Annotated in this window: 15 protein-coding genes; 11 read left to right on the forward strand and 4 right to left on the reverse strand. The window is 64.7% G+C overall.

Features of this window, described 5'->3' with window-relative positions:
• The first annotated feature begins 223 nt into the window (after positions 1-223).
• Positions 224-1,765, forward strand: coding sequence for a lysozyme inhibitor LprI family protein (locus NLN62_RS07630; protein WP_254108253.1), 1,542 nt, complete (start codon positions 224-226; stop codon positions 1,763-1,765).
• Positions 1,766-1,900: 135 nt separating this feature from the next.
• Here the strand turns inward: NLN62_RS07630 and NLN62_RS07635 are convergent, their stop codons facing one another.
• The 3 genes from NLN62_RS07635 to NLN62_RS07645 are packed head-to-tail and all read right to left on the reverse strand — an operon-like array spanning position 1,901 to position 5,692.
• A complete protein-coding gene (locus NLN62_RS07635; RefSeq protein WP_254108255.1) occupies positions 1,901-4,162 on the reverse strand; it encodes a xanthine dehydrogenase family protein molybdopterin-binding subunit in 2,262 nt (753 codons plus the stop codon).
• Positions 4,155-5,204 (reverse strand): xanthine dehydrogenase family protein subunit M, encoded by a 1,050-nt coding sequence (locus tag NLN62_RS07640; RefSeq protein WP_254108257.1) that lies wholly within the window; start codon positions 5,202-5,204, stop codon positions 4,155-4,157. Before NLN62_RS07640 ends, NLN62_RS07635 begins: the two co-directional genes overlap by 8 nt.
• Positions 5,201-5,692, reverse strand: a complete 492-nt coding sequence (locus tag NLN62_RS07645; RefSeq protein ID WP_027526207.1) for a (2Fe-2S)-binding protein — start codon at positions 5,690-5,692, stop codon at positions 5,201-5,203. The genes NLN62_RS07640 and NLN62_RS07645 overlap by 4 nt, the downstream gene beginning before the upstream one ends.
• A gap of 238 nt (positions 5,693-5,930) precedes the next feature.
• On the opposite strand from NLN62_RS07645, the gene NLN62_RS07650 reads away from it, so the two are divergent.
• The 3 genes from NLN62_RS07650 (at position 5,931) to NLN62_RS07660 (ending at position 7,547) form a co-directional block, all read left to right on the forward strand.
• On the forward strand, positions 5,931-6,566 hold the full coding sequence (locus NLN62_RS07650) for a TetR/AcrR family transcriptional regulator (RefSeq protein WP_254108259.1): 636 nt from the start codon (positions 5,931-5,933) through the stop codon (positions 6,564-6,566).
• Between the two features lie 13 nt (positions 6,567-6,579).
• Positions 6,580-6,981: a DUF4864 domain-containing protein gene (locus NLN62_RS07655; protein ID WP_254108261.1), complete on the forward strand. Its 402-nt coding sequence runs from the start codon at positions 6,580-6,582 to the stop codon at positions 6,979-6,981.
• Positions 6,982-7,160: 179 nt separating this feature from the next.
• Complete coding sequence (locus NLN62_RS07660; protein ID WP_254108263.1) at positions 7,161-7,547, forward strand: hypothetical protein; 387 nt, start codon at positions 7,161-7,163, stop codon at positions 7,545-7,547.
• Positions 7,548-7,938: 391 nt separating this feature from the next.
• Here NLN62_RS07660 and NLN62_RS07665 read toward each other — a convergent pair whose 3' ends face one another.
• Positions 7,939-9,126: an MFS transporter gene (locus tag NLN62_RS07665; RefSeq protein ID WP_254113367.1), complete on the reverse strand. Its 1,188-nt coding sequence runs from the start codon at positions 9,124-9,126 to the stop codon at positions 7,939-7,941.
• A 247-nt stretch (positions 9,127-9,373) separates the two neighbouring features.
• On the opposite strand from NLN62_RS07665, the gene NLN62_RS07670 reads away from it, so the two are divergent.
• The 7 genes from NLN62_RS07670 to flhA all read left to right on the forward strand — a co-directional run bounded on the left by NLN62_RS07670 (position 9,374) and on the right by flhA (position 16,209).
• Positions 9,374-9,793, forward strand: coding sequence for a hypothetical protein (locus NLN62_RS07670; protein WP_254108265.1), 420 nt, complete (start codon positions 9,374-9,376; stop codon positions 9,791-9,793).
• Between the two features lie 77 nt (positions 9,794-9,870).
• On the forward strand, positions 9,871-10,158 hold the full coding sequence (locus NLN62_RS07675; protein ID WP_254108268.1) for a hypothetical protein: 288 nt from the start codon (positions 9,871-9,873) through the stop codon (positions 10,156-10,158).
• Positions 10,159-10,166: 8 nt separating this feature from the next.
• Complete coding sequence (locus NLN62_RS07680; protein ID WP_254108270.1) at positions 10,167-11,591, forward strand: TolC family protein; 1,425 nt, start codon at positions 10,167-10,169, stop codon at positions 11,589-11,591.
• Positions 11,592-11,604: 13 nt separating this feature from the next.
• Positions 11,605-12,936 (forward strand): copper oxidase, encoded by a 1,332-nt coding sequence (locus NLN62_RS07685; RefSeq protein ID WP_254108271.1) that lies wholly within the window; start codon positions 11,605-11,607, stop codon positions 12,934-12,936.
• A 35-nt stretch (positions 12,937-12,971) separates the two neighbouring features.
• Positions 12,972-13,427, forward strand: coding sequence for a cupredoxin domain-containing protein (locus NLN62_RS07690; RefSeq protein ID WP_027527640.1), 456 nt, complete (start codon positions 12,972-12,974; stop codon positions 13,425-13,427).
• 15 nt (positions 13,428-13,442) lie between these two features.
• Complete coding sequence (locus tag NLN62_RS07695; RefSeq protein WP_254108272.1) at positions 13,443-13,745, forward strand: copper-binding protein; 303 nt, start codon at positions 13,443-13,445, stop codon at positions 13,743-13,745.
• 322 nt (positions 13,746-14,067) lie between these two features.
• Entirely contained in the window at positions 14,068-16,209 is a 2,142-nt protein-coding gene (gene flhA, locus NLN62_RS07700) for a flagellar biosynthesis protein FlhA (protein ID WP_027527638.1), read from the forward strand.
• Positions 16,210-16,476 lie beyond the last annotated feature (267 nt).

Below are 16,476 nucleotides of genomic sequence, written 5' to 3' on the forward strand. Positions count from 1 at the left end.
CCGTCCATCACGTTGAGCCATCTCAATTCCCGCGCACCGAATCTCGCCTAGGGTCCGCCCCGTAGCCGAACAACCTGGCGCAAAGGTGCTGAGGTTATGGCCCCGGACTCCTAGGCACTCCGGGGCCGCTTCGTCTTGGTCCGGCTCCTGCTGAACCCCGCGCACAAGGCAGGCGACCAAAGGGGCAGGTGTGATCCCCTTTGGACCCAAGAGCTGCCCGCCCATGCCCGCGCCCTTCCGTTTCGCCCTCTTCGCCGCGATGGTTTCGCTTGCCCCGGCCACCTGCCAGGCGATGGACGACTATCTCCGCGCCAGCAGCAGCGCGCCCACGGGAATCGTGCTGTGCGGCGCGGTCAATGGCGACGGCAGCCGCATCAAGACGGCGGCGGCCTGCAAGAAAGCCGGCTACGACAAGCTCGTAGCCGCGATCGATAAATCGTTCGATGCCGCGCTCGCCAAAACACCCGGCAATATCCGGCCGCTCATCAAGCGCGACCAGGCCTGGTTCAACGAGATGATCCTCGGGGCCGCCGATACCGTGCAGGAGGTCGACGAGGCCGAGCTCCGTGACAATTTCATCGCAACGCTCCGCCGGCGCGCGAGGGTGCTCGACGAGATCGCCATCGGATTCGGCCACAGCGGGCTGGCCGGCAAATGGACCAACGCGTTCGGCGGCCTGATCGTCACGCCGGCCGCGAACGGCGGCTATGATCTCGCCGTCGACATGAACGCCTATTACGGCAGCGACAAGCATCGCCAATGCAAATTGAGGGCAACGGTGACGTCCGGCACGGGCGGCTGGCTGAACGGCCCGCTCCCACCACCGGCTGCCAAGGCCGCGGACACCGGAGACAAGGCGAAGTCGGGCGATGCCAATAGCAAGTCGGCAAGACCGCCGGCGATCAAGATCCGGCGCCAGGGCGATACGCTTCGCGTCGTCATGATCGACGGCGACGACGGCTCGAGCGAGGACCGCGACGATTGCGATTATCTCTGGCAGATCACTGGCACTTATTTCGCGAGCGGCAAATCAGGCACGACAGACAAGATCGATACGTCATTCGTCGTCCCGACGTTCGACTGCACGCGCCCGGACACCGCGACGGAGGAGGAGATCTGCTCCGATCCGGATCTCGCCGAGAACGACCAGCGACTGAACCGGGCCTGGAAGGCGTTGCTGCCGCGGCTCGACGACGCGACACGGCATGCACTGACGGACGACCAGCGCAATTGGGTGCACGCCCAGGCCGAAGAATATCCTGAATTCCTGCACCCCGCCTGGGAGAAGCAGACCTCGGAGATGCATTTCACGGCGAACGCGCGCGATCATGTCGACGCCCTGCAACGCGAGCGGATCGCGCTGCTCGAAGGCTTTGACGACAAGCGCACCGGTCTTGCCGGCGTCTGGCTCGCCTACAATGCGGTCATCAAGATCACCGTCGACAAAGACGGCCAGTTGAAGGCCAAAGGCTGGAAATGGGACCAGGGCGACTGGAAAGCCGGCTGCGACTATGAGATGAGCGGCGCCGTCAGTGACGGGACATTCCGGTCGGATGAGAAGCGCAAAAATCCGGACACGCTGGAGCGCGACCACGCCATGCTGATCGTCAACCGGCTCGACGACGATTTTGCAAAAAAGCGCACCGGAGCGAACGACACCGACGAACAGAAATGCAAGCGGCGGCTCGACATCTCCTCGACCGCACGGCTGTTTCCTGCCCTGTCCTCCCCAGACATCGACAATATGCCGGGCGAGATCCGTTGAGCGGGCCGAAACTATTCCTGCCCGCCCGCCGCCTCGGAGCGTTTTCCAGCGAAGTGGACACCGGTTCGCATGAAGAAAACGCGTCAAAACAAGAATCTAGAGCTCCGTTCCGATTCAATCGGAACGGAAACGGCTCTAGAGCGGCGTCAGCAGCTCCTCGATCCGGATCGGGAAACGGCGCACGCGCACGCCCGTCGCATGCCAAACGGCATTCGCCACCGCGCCGGCGCTGCCGGTGATGCCGATCTCGCCGACGCCCTTGATGCCGAGCGCGTTGACGTGCGGATCGTGCTCCTCGACCGTCAGCACGTCCATCGGCGGCACGTCGGCATTCACGGGGATGTGGTACTCGCCGAGATTAGCATTCATGATCCGCCCCGTTCGCCGGTCGGTGATGGCTTCCTCGTGCAGCGCAAAGGACAGGCCCCAGATCATGCCGCCGAGGAGCTGGCTGCGCACCAGATGCGGATTGATGATGCGGCCCGCGGCGAATGCGCCGACCATGCGCGAGACCCGGATCTGGCCGAGCTCGGGATCGACCTTCACCTCGGCAAACACGGCGCCATGCGCATGCATGGCATAGTCGGTTTGCGCCGTCGGGTTCGGTGCGCCGGTGCCGCGCGCATCGATCTCGGCTAGGCCGGCCCGCGCGAGGATATCGGCATAGCTTTCGCCACGGCTCTCGTCGTCGCGCCGGAACAGCTTTCCGTCGCGCGCAACCACGCCGGCATTGCCGGCGCCGAACAGCGGCGAACGCTCGTCGCGGGTCGCTAGATCAGCGAGCTTGGCGATCACCGCAGCGCCGGCGTTGTGGATCGCATTGCCCGCGGTCGCGGTGTGAGCCGAGCCGCCGGCAATGCCGCCATCGGGCAGGTCCGAGGTGCCGGAGCGAAACTCGACGCGATCGACGTCGAGGCCAAGGCCATCGGCGGCGATCTGGGCAAGCGCGGTCCAGGCGCCCTGCCCCATGTCATGCGCGCCGATCTCCATCACGCCGGTACCATCGCGGCGGATCGCCGCGCGCGCCTCCGCCTGGAACATCAGCGCCGGGAAGGTCGCGGTGCCCATGCCCCAGCCGACAAGGAGGCCGGAATCATCACGCATCTGCCGCGGCGCAAGCGGCCGCTTCGCCCAGCCGAAGCGCGCCGCGCCCTGCTCGTAGCAGGCACGCAGTGCCTTGGACGAAAATGGCTTGCCGGTGGTCGGCTCGACCTCGGCATAGTTTGTCAGGCGAAACGCCAGCGGGTCCATGCCGCAGGCGAGCGCCATCTCGTCGATCGCACTTTCGAGCGCAATCGATCCGGTTGCCTCACCGGGCGCGCGCATGAACAGTGGCGTGCCCGTGTCGACGCGCGCCGCCTCGTGCGAGCTCCTGATCGCGGGGCTCGCGTAGAGCGTATGCGAAGCGTCCGCGGCGGGCTCGTAGAAATCGTCGTAGCTGCTCGACACGGTCTTCGCATGGTGATCGATCGCGGTGAAGTGCCCTTCCGCGTCGATGCCCATCCGCAAGCGCTGCCGCGTCGGCGCGCGATGGCCAACCGGGCCATACATTTGCTCACGGCGCAGCACGAGCTTCACCGGCTTGCCGACCAGCTTCGCCGCCATGACGCCGAGGATCTGCGGTCCCGTCAAAAATCCTTTCGAACCAAAACCGCCGCCGAGAAACAGGCTGCGAATCCTGATCTTGTCCGGCACGAGGCCGAACAGCTCGGCGACGCGGGCGCGCGCCATCACCATGGCCTGGCTCGGCGTATCGATCGAGAGCGTGTCGCCGTCCCAGCTAGCGACGATCGCGTGCGGCTCCATGGCGTTGTGATATTGCGGCGGCGTCTCGTAGGTCGCTTCGATCCGCTTTGCGGCAGCAGTGAGCCCGGCATCGATATCGCCATGCTGCACTTGCGCAGGATTGCCGACGCCGACGACGGGCGGCGCAAACGTTTCGCCGGCGTCGAGACCGACGCGCGGCGCAAGGGCCTCGTAGCGCGGTGCCAGCAGCGCTGCGCCCTCGGTCGCCGCCTCCAGCGTCTCTGCGATCACGACGGCGATCGGCTGGTTGGCGTAACGGATCTCGTCGCTCTGCAGGACCTCCATCCGGAACACGAACGGGTTGGTCTTGATGTCGGGGTCGATCGCGAGCTCAGGCTTGTGCTTCGACGTCATGACGTCGACCACGCCCTTGTGGCCCTTGGCCGCCGCCACATCCAGTGCCGCCACGCGGCCGCGCGCGATGCTCGACACTGCGATCACGGCAAACAGCATGCCCGGCGGATGGTGGTCCGCGGCGTAGGCGGCCTGCCCCTTGACCTTCAGAACGCCGTCACGGCGGGTCAGCGGCTGGCCCATGTTCGAGCCGTGGCGGATGTGAGCGGGTGCGGAGGTGAGGCTGATCTCAGGCATGCAGGGCTCCGGAAGCAAAGAGAGAGGCCGGCAGCGCCGGAATGCGCGCGGGCGTCCCAGCGGCGGCAAGGGTCAGCGCGCGCACGACAATGCGGCGCGCGAGCTCGAGCTTGAAGGCGTTGTCGCCGGACGGCTTTGCATCGGCGAGCGCGGCTTGCGCGGCTTCGCTGAAAACGGACGGCTCAGGCGCGGCACCTTTCAGCACCGCTTCCGCAGCGCGGGCACGCCAGGGCTTTGCAGCGACACCGCCGAGCGCAAGCCGGGCCTCGCGGATCTTGCCATTCTCGATCCTCAGCGCGGCCGCGGCGGACACCACGGCAAAAGCATACGACGTGCGCTCGCGAACCTTGAGATAGCGCGCATGGCCTGCGAAATCGCGCGCCGTAGCCGGCAAGCGCACCGCCACGATCAGATCACCCGGCTCGAGCGCGGTCTCGCGCTCGGGCGCATCACCCGGCAGGCGATGCAGTTCATCGAGCGGCAGCTCGCGCCGGCCGCTTTTGCCTTCGATCTCGACGATGGCGTCGAGCGCAACCAACGGCACGCAGAAATCAGAGGGATGGGTCGCGATGCAGTTCTCGCTCCAGCCGAGCACGGCATGCAGCCGGTTCTCGCCGCCGCGTGCGTCGCAGCCGCTGCCGGCCTCACGCCGGTTGCAGCGGCTGGCGGGGTCATAGAAATACGCACAGCGCGTCCGTTGCAGGAGATTGCCGCCAACGGTCGCGGCATTGCGGAGCTGCGCGGAGGCGCCCGATAGCAGCGCTTCGGCGATCGCCGGATAGGCCTTTGCGAAGGCCGCGTCATGCGCGAGATCGGCATTGCGCACGAGTGCACCGATGCGCAACGCACCGTCGGCGAGGTGTTCGATCTTATCGAGTCCCTGAAGATGCGTGACATCGACCAGACGATCCGGGCGGCTGACGCCGCCCTTCATCAGGTCGAGCAGATTGGTGCCGGCGGCAAGGTAGGTCGCGCCGGGCTGCGCGGCGGCGGTGACGGCCTCGGCGATGGTCGCGGGCCTGACGTAATCGAACGGCTTCATGCGGAGCGCCTCTGATTGGCTTCACTGGTCTGCACCTCGAGCACCGCATCGACGATGCCGGCATAGGCGCCGCAGCGGCAGAGGTTGCCGCTCATGCATTCCCTGATACGTTCGGGATCATCGCCCGCCTGCGCTTCCCGCATCATCCCGATCGCGCTCATGATCTGGCCGGGCGTGCAGAAGCCGCATTGAAAGCCGTCATGAGCGATGAAGGCGGCCTGCACGGGATGAAGCTGGTCGCCGCGCGCGACGCCCTCGATGGTGAGGATGTCGGCGCCGTCATGGCTGATGGCGAGCGCGAGACAGGAGTTGATCCGCTTGCCGTCGACCAGGATGGTGCAGGCGCCGCACTGGCCGCGGTCGCATCCCTTCTTGGTTCCGGTCAGTTGCAGACGCTCACGCAAGAGATCGAGCAGCGTGACTCTGGGATCGTCGAGTTGAAAATCGCGCCGCGCACCGTTCACGGTGAGGCTGATGGAGTGGGTCATACAGGGCTCCGATCAGATATGGACATGGTCGATCGCATGCGCGCCACCGCCGTGGCCGCAGTCGATCTGTCGCCACCCGAAGGCAAATCGAGCCGGCGTGCGAGCGGATATACGGAGGCACCCTCCACTTAGCAAGAGGGTGCAAATTCCTGGAATTCGTCAAAACCCCGTGCGCAAACAACGTGATGCAGCGCGCAAAGGGTTCAATCTAACCAGATCGTGATCTAGATTGGTCTGCATGGACGACCAGGTCGACAACATCCGGAAACCCCGCGCCGACGCCGTGCGCAATCGCGAGCGCGTGCTGGAGGCCGCGAAAGCCGTGTTCAGCGCGGGCGGGCCGGAGGCGAGCCTGGAAGCCGTTGCAAAACGCGCCGGTGTCGGCATCGGCACGCTCTATCGTCATTTTCCGACGCGCGAGGCGCTGTTCGAGGCAGTGTATCGCCGCGAGGTCGAGCAGCTCGGCGAGCTTGCCGAGCAACTCAGAAGCGCCAAGGATCCGGTCGACGCCTTGCGGCGCTGGTTGCGCTCCAACGTCGAATTCGTCACGACCAAGAAAGGCATGTCGGCAGCGCTTGCACTTGCGGTGCAGAGCGGGTCGGAGCTGCATGCTTTCTCGTTCGACCGTCTGACCAAAGCCATCGGCTCACTGCTCGATCGCGCGGTTGCAGCCGGCCAGATGCGGGCCGACATCAGTCCCGAGGACCTGCTGCGTGCATTCTTCGGCATGTGCTACATGCACGACCAACCCGGCTGGCAATCGACCGCGCTCAGGCTGCTCGACGTATTCGTCGACGGACTTCGCGTGCAGTCCAAACCATCATCGCGCGCGACCGTCAGAAAGACAAAACCGGCGGCGAAGCGAAAACGATAATGCGGAGCCAGTGATGCGCATCGTGGTATTGCTGATCACGTTACTCCTGAGTTTTACGGCCGCGCAGGCCGACGACATCGCAGCCGCCAAGAGCGTGATCCGCGCCCAGGAGCAGGCTTTTGCCCGCAACGATGCCGCGGCCGCCTATTCCTATGCCGCACCCGAGATCAAGAAGATCTTCCCGGCCGCCGACATCTTCATGGCGATGGTGGAGAATGCCTACGCACCGATCTATAGGCACAAGAGTTTTGAGTTCGGCGAGACCAAGGTCGATGGCGACTGGATCGGCCAGCACGTCGACATCATCGATGCCAATAACGAAGCTTGGGACGCGCTTTATACGCTGGAGCAGCAGAGCGACGGCAGCTACAAGATCACGGGGTGCTCGCTGTTGAAGGCGGGACAGGCGGTCTAGGCGTGGACTCACGGGACGGCGATGTCCGTTCAACCTTCAACAGCGTCGCAGATGCCGCCATTGCGTGAGGTCCGAGTAGGGCCAATTTGCGGACAGGTGCAAGACGAACGGCTAGGCTGGCGGGGGTTCGCAGATCGCTACGGCCAGTGGACCGACAAGGCGGCAAGAGGAGAGCTCAATTGAGAAGCGCCGACCCAGATGCGTTCATCAACAGCGCCATTGAAGTGGGCTCACGCGCGCCACGAGACGGTGGAGGAATTGGCACATTAGACGCTGATCAGCGCCTTGTATACCTGATATCGGAAGCAGAGGTCCTCTGCGATATGGAGGGAATTGACTCTTTCCTCGATCGCTACTTTCCGCAGTGGATGGAGGAGACCGCCTCCGCCTTCGCCGAGGTCGGAGCCGCTGAGATCGCTGTCGCCCTGCGTGCAATTGACGCCGACACCATACACGACGATCCCCTCCTTGATCGCGCAAACGATCTTATCACCAGCCGCGCAGGCTATGGTTACGAAGCCATCCGCCAGACAGTCGAGAGGCGCCTCACAAAACGATCTCCTTGAGTGCGGACCTCGGCGCCTCTCGTTTGCGGCGCGCAGGTGCATTGTCGGCTTCGGGGCAAAATCGGAAATACTCTGATTAAACAAGAAACATCTGCTTGGCCTCAAAAAGCCGACGCTCACGCGTCAACCGCTGTGGATATCGAGCCGATCACATTCGCCAACGGGCTCCCGCCTTGAAATGACGGCTGAAGCCATGCGCGCTGATAGGCGTCAGCCGTGCCCCTTCCGTCGTTTTGCAGATTGCGCGATGATCCTTTTTTAACCCCTGATTTGCCCGACGCGTCAAGCTAATTTCTGTAAATCAGCAATCCTCTCTGACGGCCGCCTCTACTTTGCATGGGGTTGTTTTTCGAGTTTCTATTGGCGAGCGCCGTCGAGATTGCTCCCGGCGTCAAGTGGCAAACCCAGGCCCGGCCTTCGCCGCATTCATCCGCGAGCGGATCAGGAGCGTCGCCACGATCGCGATGTTGACCGCGTTCCACGCCACGCCATTGGCGAAGGCGGCAGCATAGGAGCCGGTGGCATCGAAGATCAGGCCCGACACCCAGCCGCCGAAGGACATGCCGAACACAGAGGCGAAGATCACGATGCCGACGCGGGTCGCCGCTTCGCTCGCCGGCATCGCCTCGCGCACGATGATGGCGTAGCTCGGCACGATGCCGCCCTGGAACAGACCGAACATCGCGGAGATCAGATAGAGCGAGGAGAGGCTGTCGAAGAACAAATAGAACACGAGCGCAAAGGCCTGCGCGAGCGAGCCGATCAGGAGCGTGCGGACGCCGCCAATCTTGTCGGCGAGGTAGCCGGAGCCGATCCGGCTGACGATGCCGCAGCCCATCATCAGCGAGAGCATCTCCGCGCCGCGCGCCACGCCGTAGCCGAGGTCGCCGCAATAGGCCACGATATGGACCTGCGGCATCGCCATCGCCACGCAGCAGGAGATCGAGGCGATCGACAGCAGCACCGTCAGCGTATTGGTCGACAGCCCGAGATCGACGCGCGGCGGCGGCGCGTTGGCGTGATTGCGAACCTTGTCGTCGCCGATCCGGGCGCGCAGGACCATTACCAGCATCGTCATCGTGCTCGCGCAGACGATGCCAATTCCAATGTGAGTCATGCGCCAGCCGACGGTCTGCACGCCCCAATTCACGATCGGCGGCCACATCGCGCCCGCGACATAATTGCCGCTTGCCACGATCGTCACGGCGAGCCCGCGATAGCGTTCGAACCAGTGCGAGGCTTCCGCCATCAGCGGCGCGAAGGTCGCGGACGTGCCGAGCCCGATCAGGAAATACACCGCTACGAACTGCCAGAGCTGGGTCGACAGCCCGGCCAGCACGTTGGCGACGCCGAGAAAGGCGATGCTGATCGCCATCGCCGGCACGATGCCGAAGCGATCTGTGATCTTGCCCGCGATCACGCCGCCAAGGCCGAAGCCGAACATCATGAGCGTGAAGGCCAACGACACCGCGCCGCGCGTGGCTGCGAATTCGGCCTGCACCACGGGAATCACGACCACGACCGCCCACATGCCGACCGCGCCGATCGATCCGATCACGAGCGCGAGCACGAGCCGCACCCAGGCCTGACGCGAATCAGGGGTGAAGCCGGCCGGTCGCTGCGGGTGATTTGGCGCGTGCACGGCGCGACCTTCTTCGCTGGCCGCCTTGCGGTCAAGCATCATGCTGCGATATTGGGCATGCGCGGTGCACTGCGGTAAGAAGAGCTTGGCGGAACCGCGCTTTGCCATTAGTTTGCAATCTGCGTGTGCATCATTGCCGCGCAATGGGCATGTCGACGGGATGTTGTTGCAATTGACGCGATCAATGCGGATCAAGGTGGGGCGGTTCGTCGCTCTCGCCTATCTGTTCTGCGTCCTCGCGCCGGCAGCAGCCCTTGCCTGGGGCAGCGGTCCCGCACCGTGCCTTGGCGATGAAGTGCAGACGGTCGTGCTCGCGCCGGAGCACCATCACGGTGCGAGCCAGATGCACGCCGACGGCGGCCATGATTACGCGGGTGGGCATGCGCATCACCAGACCGCTGCGCAGGATGCACCTACACAACATCATCATGACGGCAAGGGCACACCCGGCCCCTGCTGCGCGATGATGTGCGCGAGCGCGCTGCCGGCCGCCCTGCCCGACGTCGCCAAGCCGGTGCAGCCGATCTCCGCCTGTGCGCCCGAGATCGCGGTGAGCTTGCACAGCGAGGCGCCACCCCTGCTCTACCGTCCTCCCATCGCCTGACCTGACGTCACGATTTGAGGCCTCGCGCATTTTTGCGCGCGCGGACTCGTGGTCATCAGACAGTTCAGGGAATACCCATGGTTACGCTTCTCGGAGCGAAGTTTGCCGCCGCATCTGCGGCGCGCGAACGGCACTTAGGATTCATCTGGCCGATCCTGGCCGTAACGGCGCTCGCGTTGTCCGGCTGCATGCCCGCGACCACCGCGCCGCTGGCGAGCGCCGATCCTGCGGATCCCGCGGCCAGGGTCGCGCACGTCGGCTATCGCTCGACGGTCGCGCCCTACAGCAGCCTGCGACCGGCGATGCCGGCACCATGGCGCGAGCGCAACGACAGCGTCGCGCCTCCAGCGAAATCGGACCAGTAGGAGCGGCCATGGCACACCCATTCGCGCGCGGCCTGCTCGCATTCGCAGCGCTTGGCCTTTCCGGCTGCGCCGCGTTCTCGCCGGACAGCGGCATGACCACTGTTGCGGACCTGACCCGCCGGACCATCAACAAGGATGTCGCCTTCGTGCGAACGGCCGAAGGCGCCGACGTGGTCAACGAGGGCGTTCGCCGCCTGCTGTCACGGACGTTGAGCGCAGATGCCGCCGTGCAGATCGCGCTGCTCAACAACAAGGGGCTGCAAGCTGCCTATAACGAGCTGGCGCTGGCCGAGACCGATCTCGTCGAGCAAAGCCTGCCGCCCAATCCGGTCTTTTCGGTCTTGCGGATTTCAGGCAATGGCGCCAGCGAAGTCGAGCGCCAGGTCGTCGGCGATATCCTGGCGCTCGCGACGCTGCCGTTCCGCTCCGAGGTCGCCCGCGACCGTTTCCGCCAGGCGCAGCTGCGCGCGGCACTGGCAACGCTGCGGCTCGCAACTGACGTGCGGCGCGCCTATGTTCGCGCCGTTGCCGCCAACGAGATGGTGGCGCTGCTGACCGATGCGAAGTCGACGGCCGAGTCCACCGCGCAGCTCGCCGTGAAGCTGGGCGAGACCGGATCGATCAACAAGCTCGATCAGGCCCGCGAGCAGGTGTTTTATGCCGAGACCACCGCCGATCTCGCCACCGCCCGCCAGGCCGCAACGAGTGCGCGGGAGCGGCTCGCGCGGCTGATGGGTCTGTGGGACGACGGGCTCGACTTCCGCCTGCCCAACGCGTTGCCGCCGCTGCCGCGGCGGCCGCTCGCACTGCCCTCGATCGAGACCGATGCGGTCGCCCATCGCATCGACCTGCAGATCGCGCGGCTCGAGCTCACGGCGCTGGCAAAGTCGCTCAATCTCACCGAAGCGACGCGCTTCGTCACGTTGCTCGATCTCGCCGGCATCTCCCGCCGCACCCAGGATCCTGAAGGCGCGCCGTTCCGCGAGCGCGGCTTCGACGTGCAGTTCCAGATCCCGATCTTCGACGGCGGCGAGGTGCGCGTGCGGCAGGTGACCGAAACCTACAATCTCGCCTTCAATCGGCTCACGGAGCGGGCGGTCAATGTGCGATCGGAGGCGCGCGACGCCTACCGTGCCTATCGCTCGACCTACGACATCGCCAGCCACTACCAGCGAGAGATCCTGCCCCTGCGCAAGATCATCACCGAGGAGATGCAGCTCCGCTTCTCCAGCATGCAGGTCGACATCTTCGCGCTGCTGACCGAGGCGCGCCAGCGCCTCGCCTCGCTGCGCGGGGCGATCGACGCGAAGCAGAAATTCTTCCTCGCGCAGTCCGAGTTGCAGACCGCCGTCAACGGCGGCGGTCTGCCTGCGGGCGGCACGGATAATTCGACGACCATCGCCGCGGCGGCGCCTGCCGATGGCGTGCACTGAGATGGAGGCCGACATGTTTTCCCGCCGAGGATTTTTGGGCACCGCCGCGCTCGCAAGCGCGTCAGCAATCAGCGGCCGCGTCCAGGCCGCATCGATTCCGGAAGCCCCGCACATGGACAAGGTGGTGATGCAGCCGCCGCGGCATCCGACCAACGGCCCCGATTATCGCCCCGTCGTCACGCTGAACGGCTGGACATTGCCGTTCCGCATGAACGGCGACTGGAAGGAATTCCATCTCGTCGCCGAGCCCGTCGTGCGCGAATTCGCCGAAGGCATGAAGGTCAACCTCTGGGGCTACAACGGCCAGTCGCCGGGGCCGACGATCGAGGCGGTCGAGGGTGACAAGGTCCGCATCTTCGTCACCAACAAATTGCCCGAATACACCACCGTGCACTGGCACGGCATGATCGTGCCGAGCGGCATGGACGGCGTCGGTGGGCTCAATCAGCCGCACATCCCACCCGGCAAGACCTTCGTCTACGAGTTCGAGATGAAGAAGAGCGGGACCTTCATGTACCACCCGCATTCCGACGAGATGGTGCAGATGGCGATGGGCATGATGGGCATGGTCGTCGTGCATCCGCGCGATCAGGATTTCCGTCCGGTCGACCGCGACTTCGTCTTCGTGATGAGCACCTATCGCGTCGACCCCGGCACCTACCTGCCGAAGGTCAACGAGATGACCGATTTCAACATGTGGACCTGGAATTCGCGGGTGTTTCCCGGCATCGATCCCTTGCCGGTGCGGCTCGGCGACAAGGTGCGCGTGCGCATCGGCAATCTCAGCATGACCAACCATCCGATCCATCTGCACGGCCACAGCTTTGCGGTGACCTGCACCGACGGCGGCTGGATTCCCGAGAGCGCGCAATATCCGGAGACGACGACCGACGTTCCGGTCGGCGCGGTGCGCGTGTTCGACGTTCTCGCCGACAATCCCGGCGACTGGGCGTTCCACTGCCACAAGTCGCATCACACCATGAATGCGATGGGCCACGACATGCGCAATCTCATCGGCGTCTCGAAGAAGGATCTCGCGCGTGCGGTCGGCAAGCTCGCGCCCGACGCCATGGTGATGGGCCAGTCGGGCATGGCGATGGGCAACATGGAGATGCCCGCGCCCGACAACACGCTGCCGATGATGACGGGCTCAGGCCAGTTCGGACCGATCGAGATGGGCGGCATGTTCACGGTGATGAAGATCCGCGAGAACCTCGCGCGCGACGATTACAGCGACCCCGGCCCCTATCAATTCCCGCAAGGCACCGTCGCCTATGAGGTCGCCTCACCTGCCGCGGAGCCGGCACGGCAGCAAAACGCACCGATGAAGAAAATGAAGATGTGAACGAATGTTTTGACGACCACCAACTGGAGAACAAGATGAAGAAGACGACGATGATCCTACTTGCGGCACTTTCGCTTTTCGCCGCGCCTGCACTCGCACACGAGCATCACGCCCATGAGACCTTTTCCGCCGGCGAGCCCGGCGATCCCAACAAGCCGGCGCGCATCATCGAGATCGCGCTGAGCGAGATGGCCTACGAGCCCTCGCGCATCACCGTCAAGCGCGGCGAGCAGATCCGCTTCGTGCTGCGCAACGTCGGCAAGGAGGACCATGAATTCCTGCTCGCCACCACCAGAGAGAATCTCGCGCATGCCGAGGTGATGAAGAAGCATCCGCACATGGAGCACGACGACCCCAACGGCGTGCGGCTCGCGCCGGGCAAGACGACCGAGATCGTCTGGAAATTCACCAAGGCCGGCACGTTCGAATTTTCCTGCCTGATCCCCGACCACCGCGACTACGGCATGGTCGGCCGCGTCACTGTGAAGTGAGCTATGGAGACTCCCATGAACGGCATCATCCGCATCGCCGCTGCGCTGGCGCTGAGCATCGGCCTGTCTCGCGGCACCCTCGCGGCCGAGGGCGCCGCGATCAGCGGCGAGGTCAAGAAGATCGACGAGAGCGCGGGCAAGATCACGCTCAAGCACGGACCAGCGAAAAGCCTCGGCATGGATGAGCCGATGACCATGGTCTACCGCGTCAAGGACTCGGCGGTGCTGAGACAGGTCAAGGTCGGCGACAGGGTCACCTTCGAGGCCGAGGAGGCGGCGTCGGGATATACGGTGACGAAGATGCAGAAGGCGAAGTAGGCACACCCTCCGCCACCGTCATTCCGAGGCGGCTCGAAGAGCCGAACCCGGAATCGCGAGATTCCGGGTTCGATGCTTCGCATCGCCCCGGAATGACGGCCGTAAGGCGCCCCATTTCGCACCTCTCCCACCCTCCTCGTTAACCCTTTGCTAACCATACACCGGGCAAAAATTGCCGGGTGAAGTCGAGTGTCGTCGGCCGCGTAAAACGGGAGCTCCCGTGGACGCCAGTGCGGTGCCTCACTTTCGAAACGGTGGCCCATCGGCCGCCGCGCAGACGTTTGGCGCGCGTGGGCGCCAATCGCGGGGGGAGGCAGCAACCATGGTCGACGTCACCGCGGGTCAAGGTGTAGGCGCCCCCAAGCCCGGCCTCCCCTCCCTCACCGAGATCGGCAACATCCTCAAGCGCGGCGACATCGCGCTGGCGCTCGGCATCCTCACCATCCTGGTGGTGCTGATCCTGCCGCTGCCCTCGATCGTGCTGGACCTCTTCCTGGCGATCTCGATCACGCTCTCGATCCTGATCCTGATGACCTCGCTGTTCATCCAGGCGCCACTGGAGTTCTCCGCTTTCCCGACCATCCTGCTGATCTCGACGATGCTCAGGCTGTCGCTCAACATGGCCTCCACCCGCCTGATCCTGTCACACGGCCACGAGGGCACGGATGCTGCGGGCCATGTCATCGAAGCCTTCGGCAGCTTCGTGATGGGCGGCAATTTCGTCATCGGCATCATCGTCTTTGCCATCCTGATCATCGTCAACTTCGTCGTCATCACCAAGGGTTCGGGCCGCATCGCCGAGGTCGCGGCGCGCTTCCACCTCGACGCCATGCCCGGCAAGCAGATGGCGATCGACGCCGACCTGTCCGCCGGACTGATCGACGAGAAGGTCGCCAAGGAGCGGCGCAAGGCACTTGAGGACGAGAGCGGCTTCTTCGGCGCCATGGACGGTGCCTCGAAATTCGTCCGCGGCGACGCCATTGCCGGCCTTTTGATCGTCTTCATCAACGTCGTCGGCGGCATGATCATCGGCGTCGCGCAGCAGGGCCTCTCCTTCGCCGACGCCGGGCGCAGCTACACGCTGCTGACCGTCGGCGACGGCCTCGTCACGCAGGTGCCGGCGCTGATCGTCTCGACCGCGGCGGGCCTGCTCGTCTCCAAGGCCGGCGTCTCCGGTGCCGCCGACAAGGCGCTGATGAAACAGTTCTCCGGCTATCCGCAGGCGCTCGCGATGTCGTCGGCGGTGATGATCGTGCTGGCGATCCTGCCGGGCATCCCGACCATCCCCTTCCTTGCGCTTGGCGCCGGCGCCGGCGCGCTCGCCTGGTCGGCGCGCAACCACAAGCGGACCACGGCCAGGGCCGAGGAAGCCGCCAAGGCCGCGCCCGCCCAGGGAACGCCGGGCGCGCCCGGCGCTGCAGCGGCGGAGGAGCCCATCTCCGCAGCGCTCAAGATCGACGATCTCAAGATCGAGCTCGGCTATGCGCTGCTGCCGCTCGTCAACGGCCCCGACGGCACCGATCGCCTCACCGAGCAGATCAAGGCGCTGCGCCGCTCGCTCGCCATCGAGATGGGTTTTGTGATGCCGGCCGTCCGCATCCTCGACAACGTCCAGCTCGAAGCCAACACCTACATCATCAAGATCAAGGAGGTCGACGCCGGCACCGGCAAGATCTGGCCTAACCAGTTCATGGTGATGGACCCCGCGGGCAACCAGGTGCAGGTGCCGGGCATCCACACCACCGAACCGACGTTCGGCCTGCCCGCGACCTGGATCGATGCCAGCCTCAAGGAAGAGGCGTCGCTGAAGGGCTACACCGTCGTCGACGCCGCAACCGTGCTCTCCACCCACCTCACCGAACTGCTCAAGACGAATATGTCTGATCTACTGTCCTATGGTGAGGTGCAGAAGCTGCTCAAGGAGCTGCCGAAGGAGCAGAGCGAGCTGGTCAAGGACATCGTGCCTGGCCAGGTCACCATTTCCGGCATTCAGCGCGTGCTGCAACTCCTGCTCGCCGAACGCATCTCGATCCGCGATCTCTCGACCATCCTCGAAGGCATCGCCGACTCGCTCGCCTTCTCGCGCAATCCCTCGACCATGGTCGAGCATGTCCGCGCCCGCCTCGCCCGGCAGATCTGCGCGCAGAACACCTCCTACAACGGCTACCTGCCGCTGATCGCGCTGTCGGCGAGATGGGAGCAGGCCTTTGCCGAATCCATCATCGGCCAGGGCGAGGAGCGCAGCCTTGCGATGCAGCCCTCGAAACTCTCCGAGTTCATGACCGCCGTGCGCGAGGCGTTCGAGCGTGCGGCACGCGAGGGCGAGGCGCCGGTGCTGGTCACCTCTGCGGCAATTCGTCCCTTCGTGCGTTCCCTGGTGGAGCGGTTCCGCGCCCAAACCACCGTGCTGTCGCAGGCGGAAATCCATCCGCGGGCACGACTGAAAACGGTTGGAAGCATCTGATTTGCTTCTGATTTGCCCGAATTTCGTCTGTGTTTTTTCGCCACAGGCAAATGGTTTTTGTAGTTTTGGGGCAACTCGCTGATTTGGCTCAGGAACTCGCGACAGCCAGCTAACAGACTGAGTTACCTGAATAAATATTCACGGTTACGATCTTTCGATCGCGACCGTTCACGTCTTTTCACGCCCTTGTGATCGCCTCTTGGGAACGAATCCCCGCAATACTAGGTTGTTGGGTACCGAAGGCATGAACCTCGCCGATGAAGCCGG

This window comes from Bradyrhizobium sp. CCGUVB23, from assembly GCF_024199885.1.
GTDB lineage: Bacteria > Pseudomonadota > Alphaproteobacteria > Rhizobiales > Xanthobacteraceae > Bradyrhizobium.

What these genes read in the sequence shown, in the direction of transcription:
- NLN62_RS07635 (WP_254108255.1), bottom strand. Translation starts at nt 4,162, where the DNA reads ATGCCTGAGATCAGCCTCACCTCCGCACCCGCTCACATCCGCCACGGC.
- flhA (WP_027527638.1), top strand. Translation starts at nt 14,068, where the DNA reads ATGGTCGACGTCACCGCGGGTCAAGGTGTAGGCGCCCCCAAGCCCGGC.
- NLN62_RS07650 (WP_254108259.1), top strand. Translation starts at nt 5,931, where the DNA reads ATGGACGACCAGGTCGACAACATCCGGAAACCCCGCGCCGACGCCGTG.
- NLN62_RS07655 (WP_254108261.1), top strand. Translation starts at nt 6,580, where the DNA reads ATGCGCATCGTGGTATTGCTGATCACGTTACTCCTGAGTTTTACGGCC.
- NLN62_RS07675 (WP_254108268.1), top strand. Translation starts at nt 9,871, where the DNA reads ATGGTTACGCTTCTCGGAGCGAAGTTTGCCGCCGCATCTGCGGCGCGC.
- NLN62_RS07645 (WP_027526207.1), bottom strand. Translation starts at nt 5,692, where the DNA reads ATGACCCACTCCATCAGCCTCACCGTGAACGGTGCGCGGCGCGATTTT.
- NLN62_RS07690 (WP_027527640.1), top strand. Translation starts at nt 12,972, where the DNA reads ATGAAGAAGACGACGATGATCCTACTTGCGGCACTTTCGCTTTTCGCC.
- NLN62_RS07640 (WP_254108257.1), bottom strand. Translation starts at nt 5,204, where the DNA reads ATGAAGCCGTTCGATTACGTCAGGCCCGCGACCATCGCCGAGGCCGTC.
- NLN62_RS07695 (WP_254108272.1), top strand. Translation starts at nt 13,443, where the DNA reads ATGAACGGCATCATCCGCATCGCCGCTGCGCTGGCGCTGAGCATCGGC.
- NLN62_RS07630 (WP_254108253.1), top strand. Translation starts at nt 224, where the DNA reads ATGCCCGCGCCCTTCCGTTTCGCCCTCTTCGCCGCGATGGTTTCGCTT.
- NLN62_RS07680 (WP_254108270.1), top strand. Translation starts at nt 10,167, where the DNA reads ATGGCACACCCATTCGCGCGCGGCCTGCTCGCATTCGCAGCGCTTGGC.
- NLN62_RS07685 (WP_254108271.1), top strand. Translation starts at nt 11,605, where the DNA reads ATGTTTTCCCGCCGAGGATTTTTGGGCACCGCCGCGCTCGCAAGCGCG.
- NLN62_RS07670 (WP_254108265.1), top strand. Translation starts at nt 9,374, where the DNA reads ATGCGGATCAAGGTGGGGCGGTTCGTCGCTCTCGCCTATCTGTTCTGC.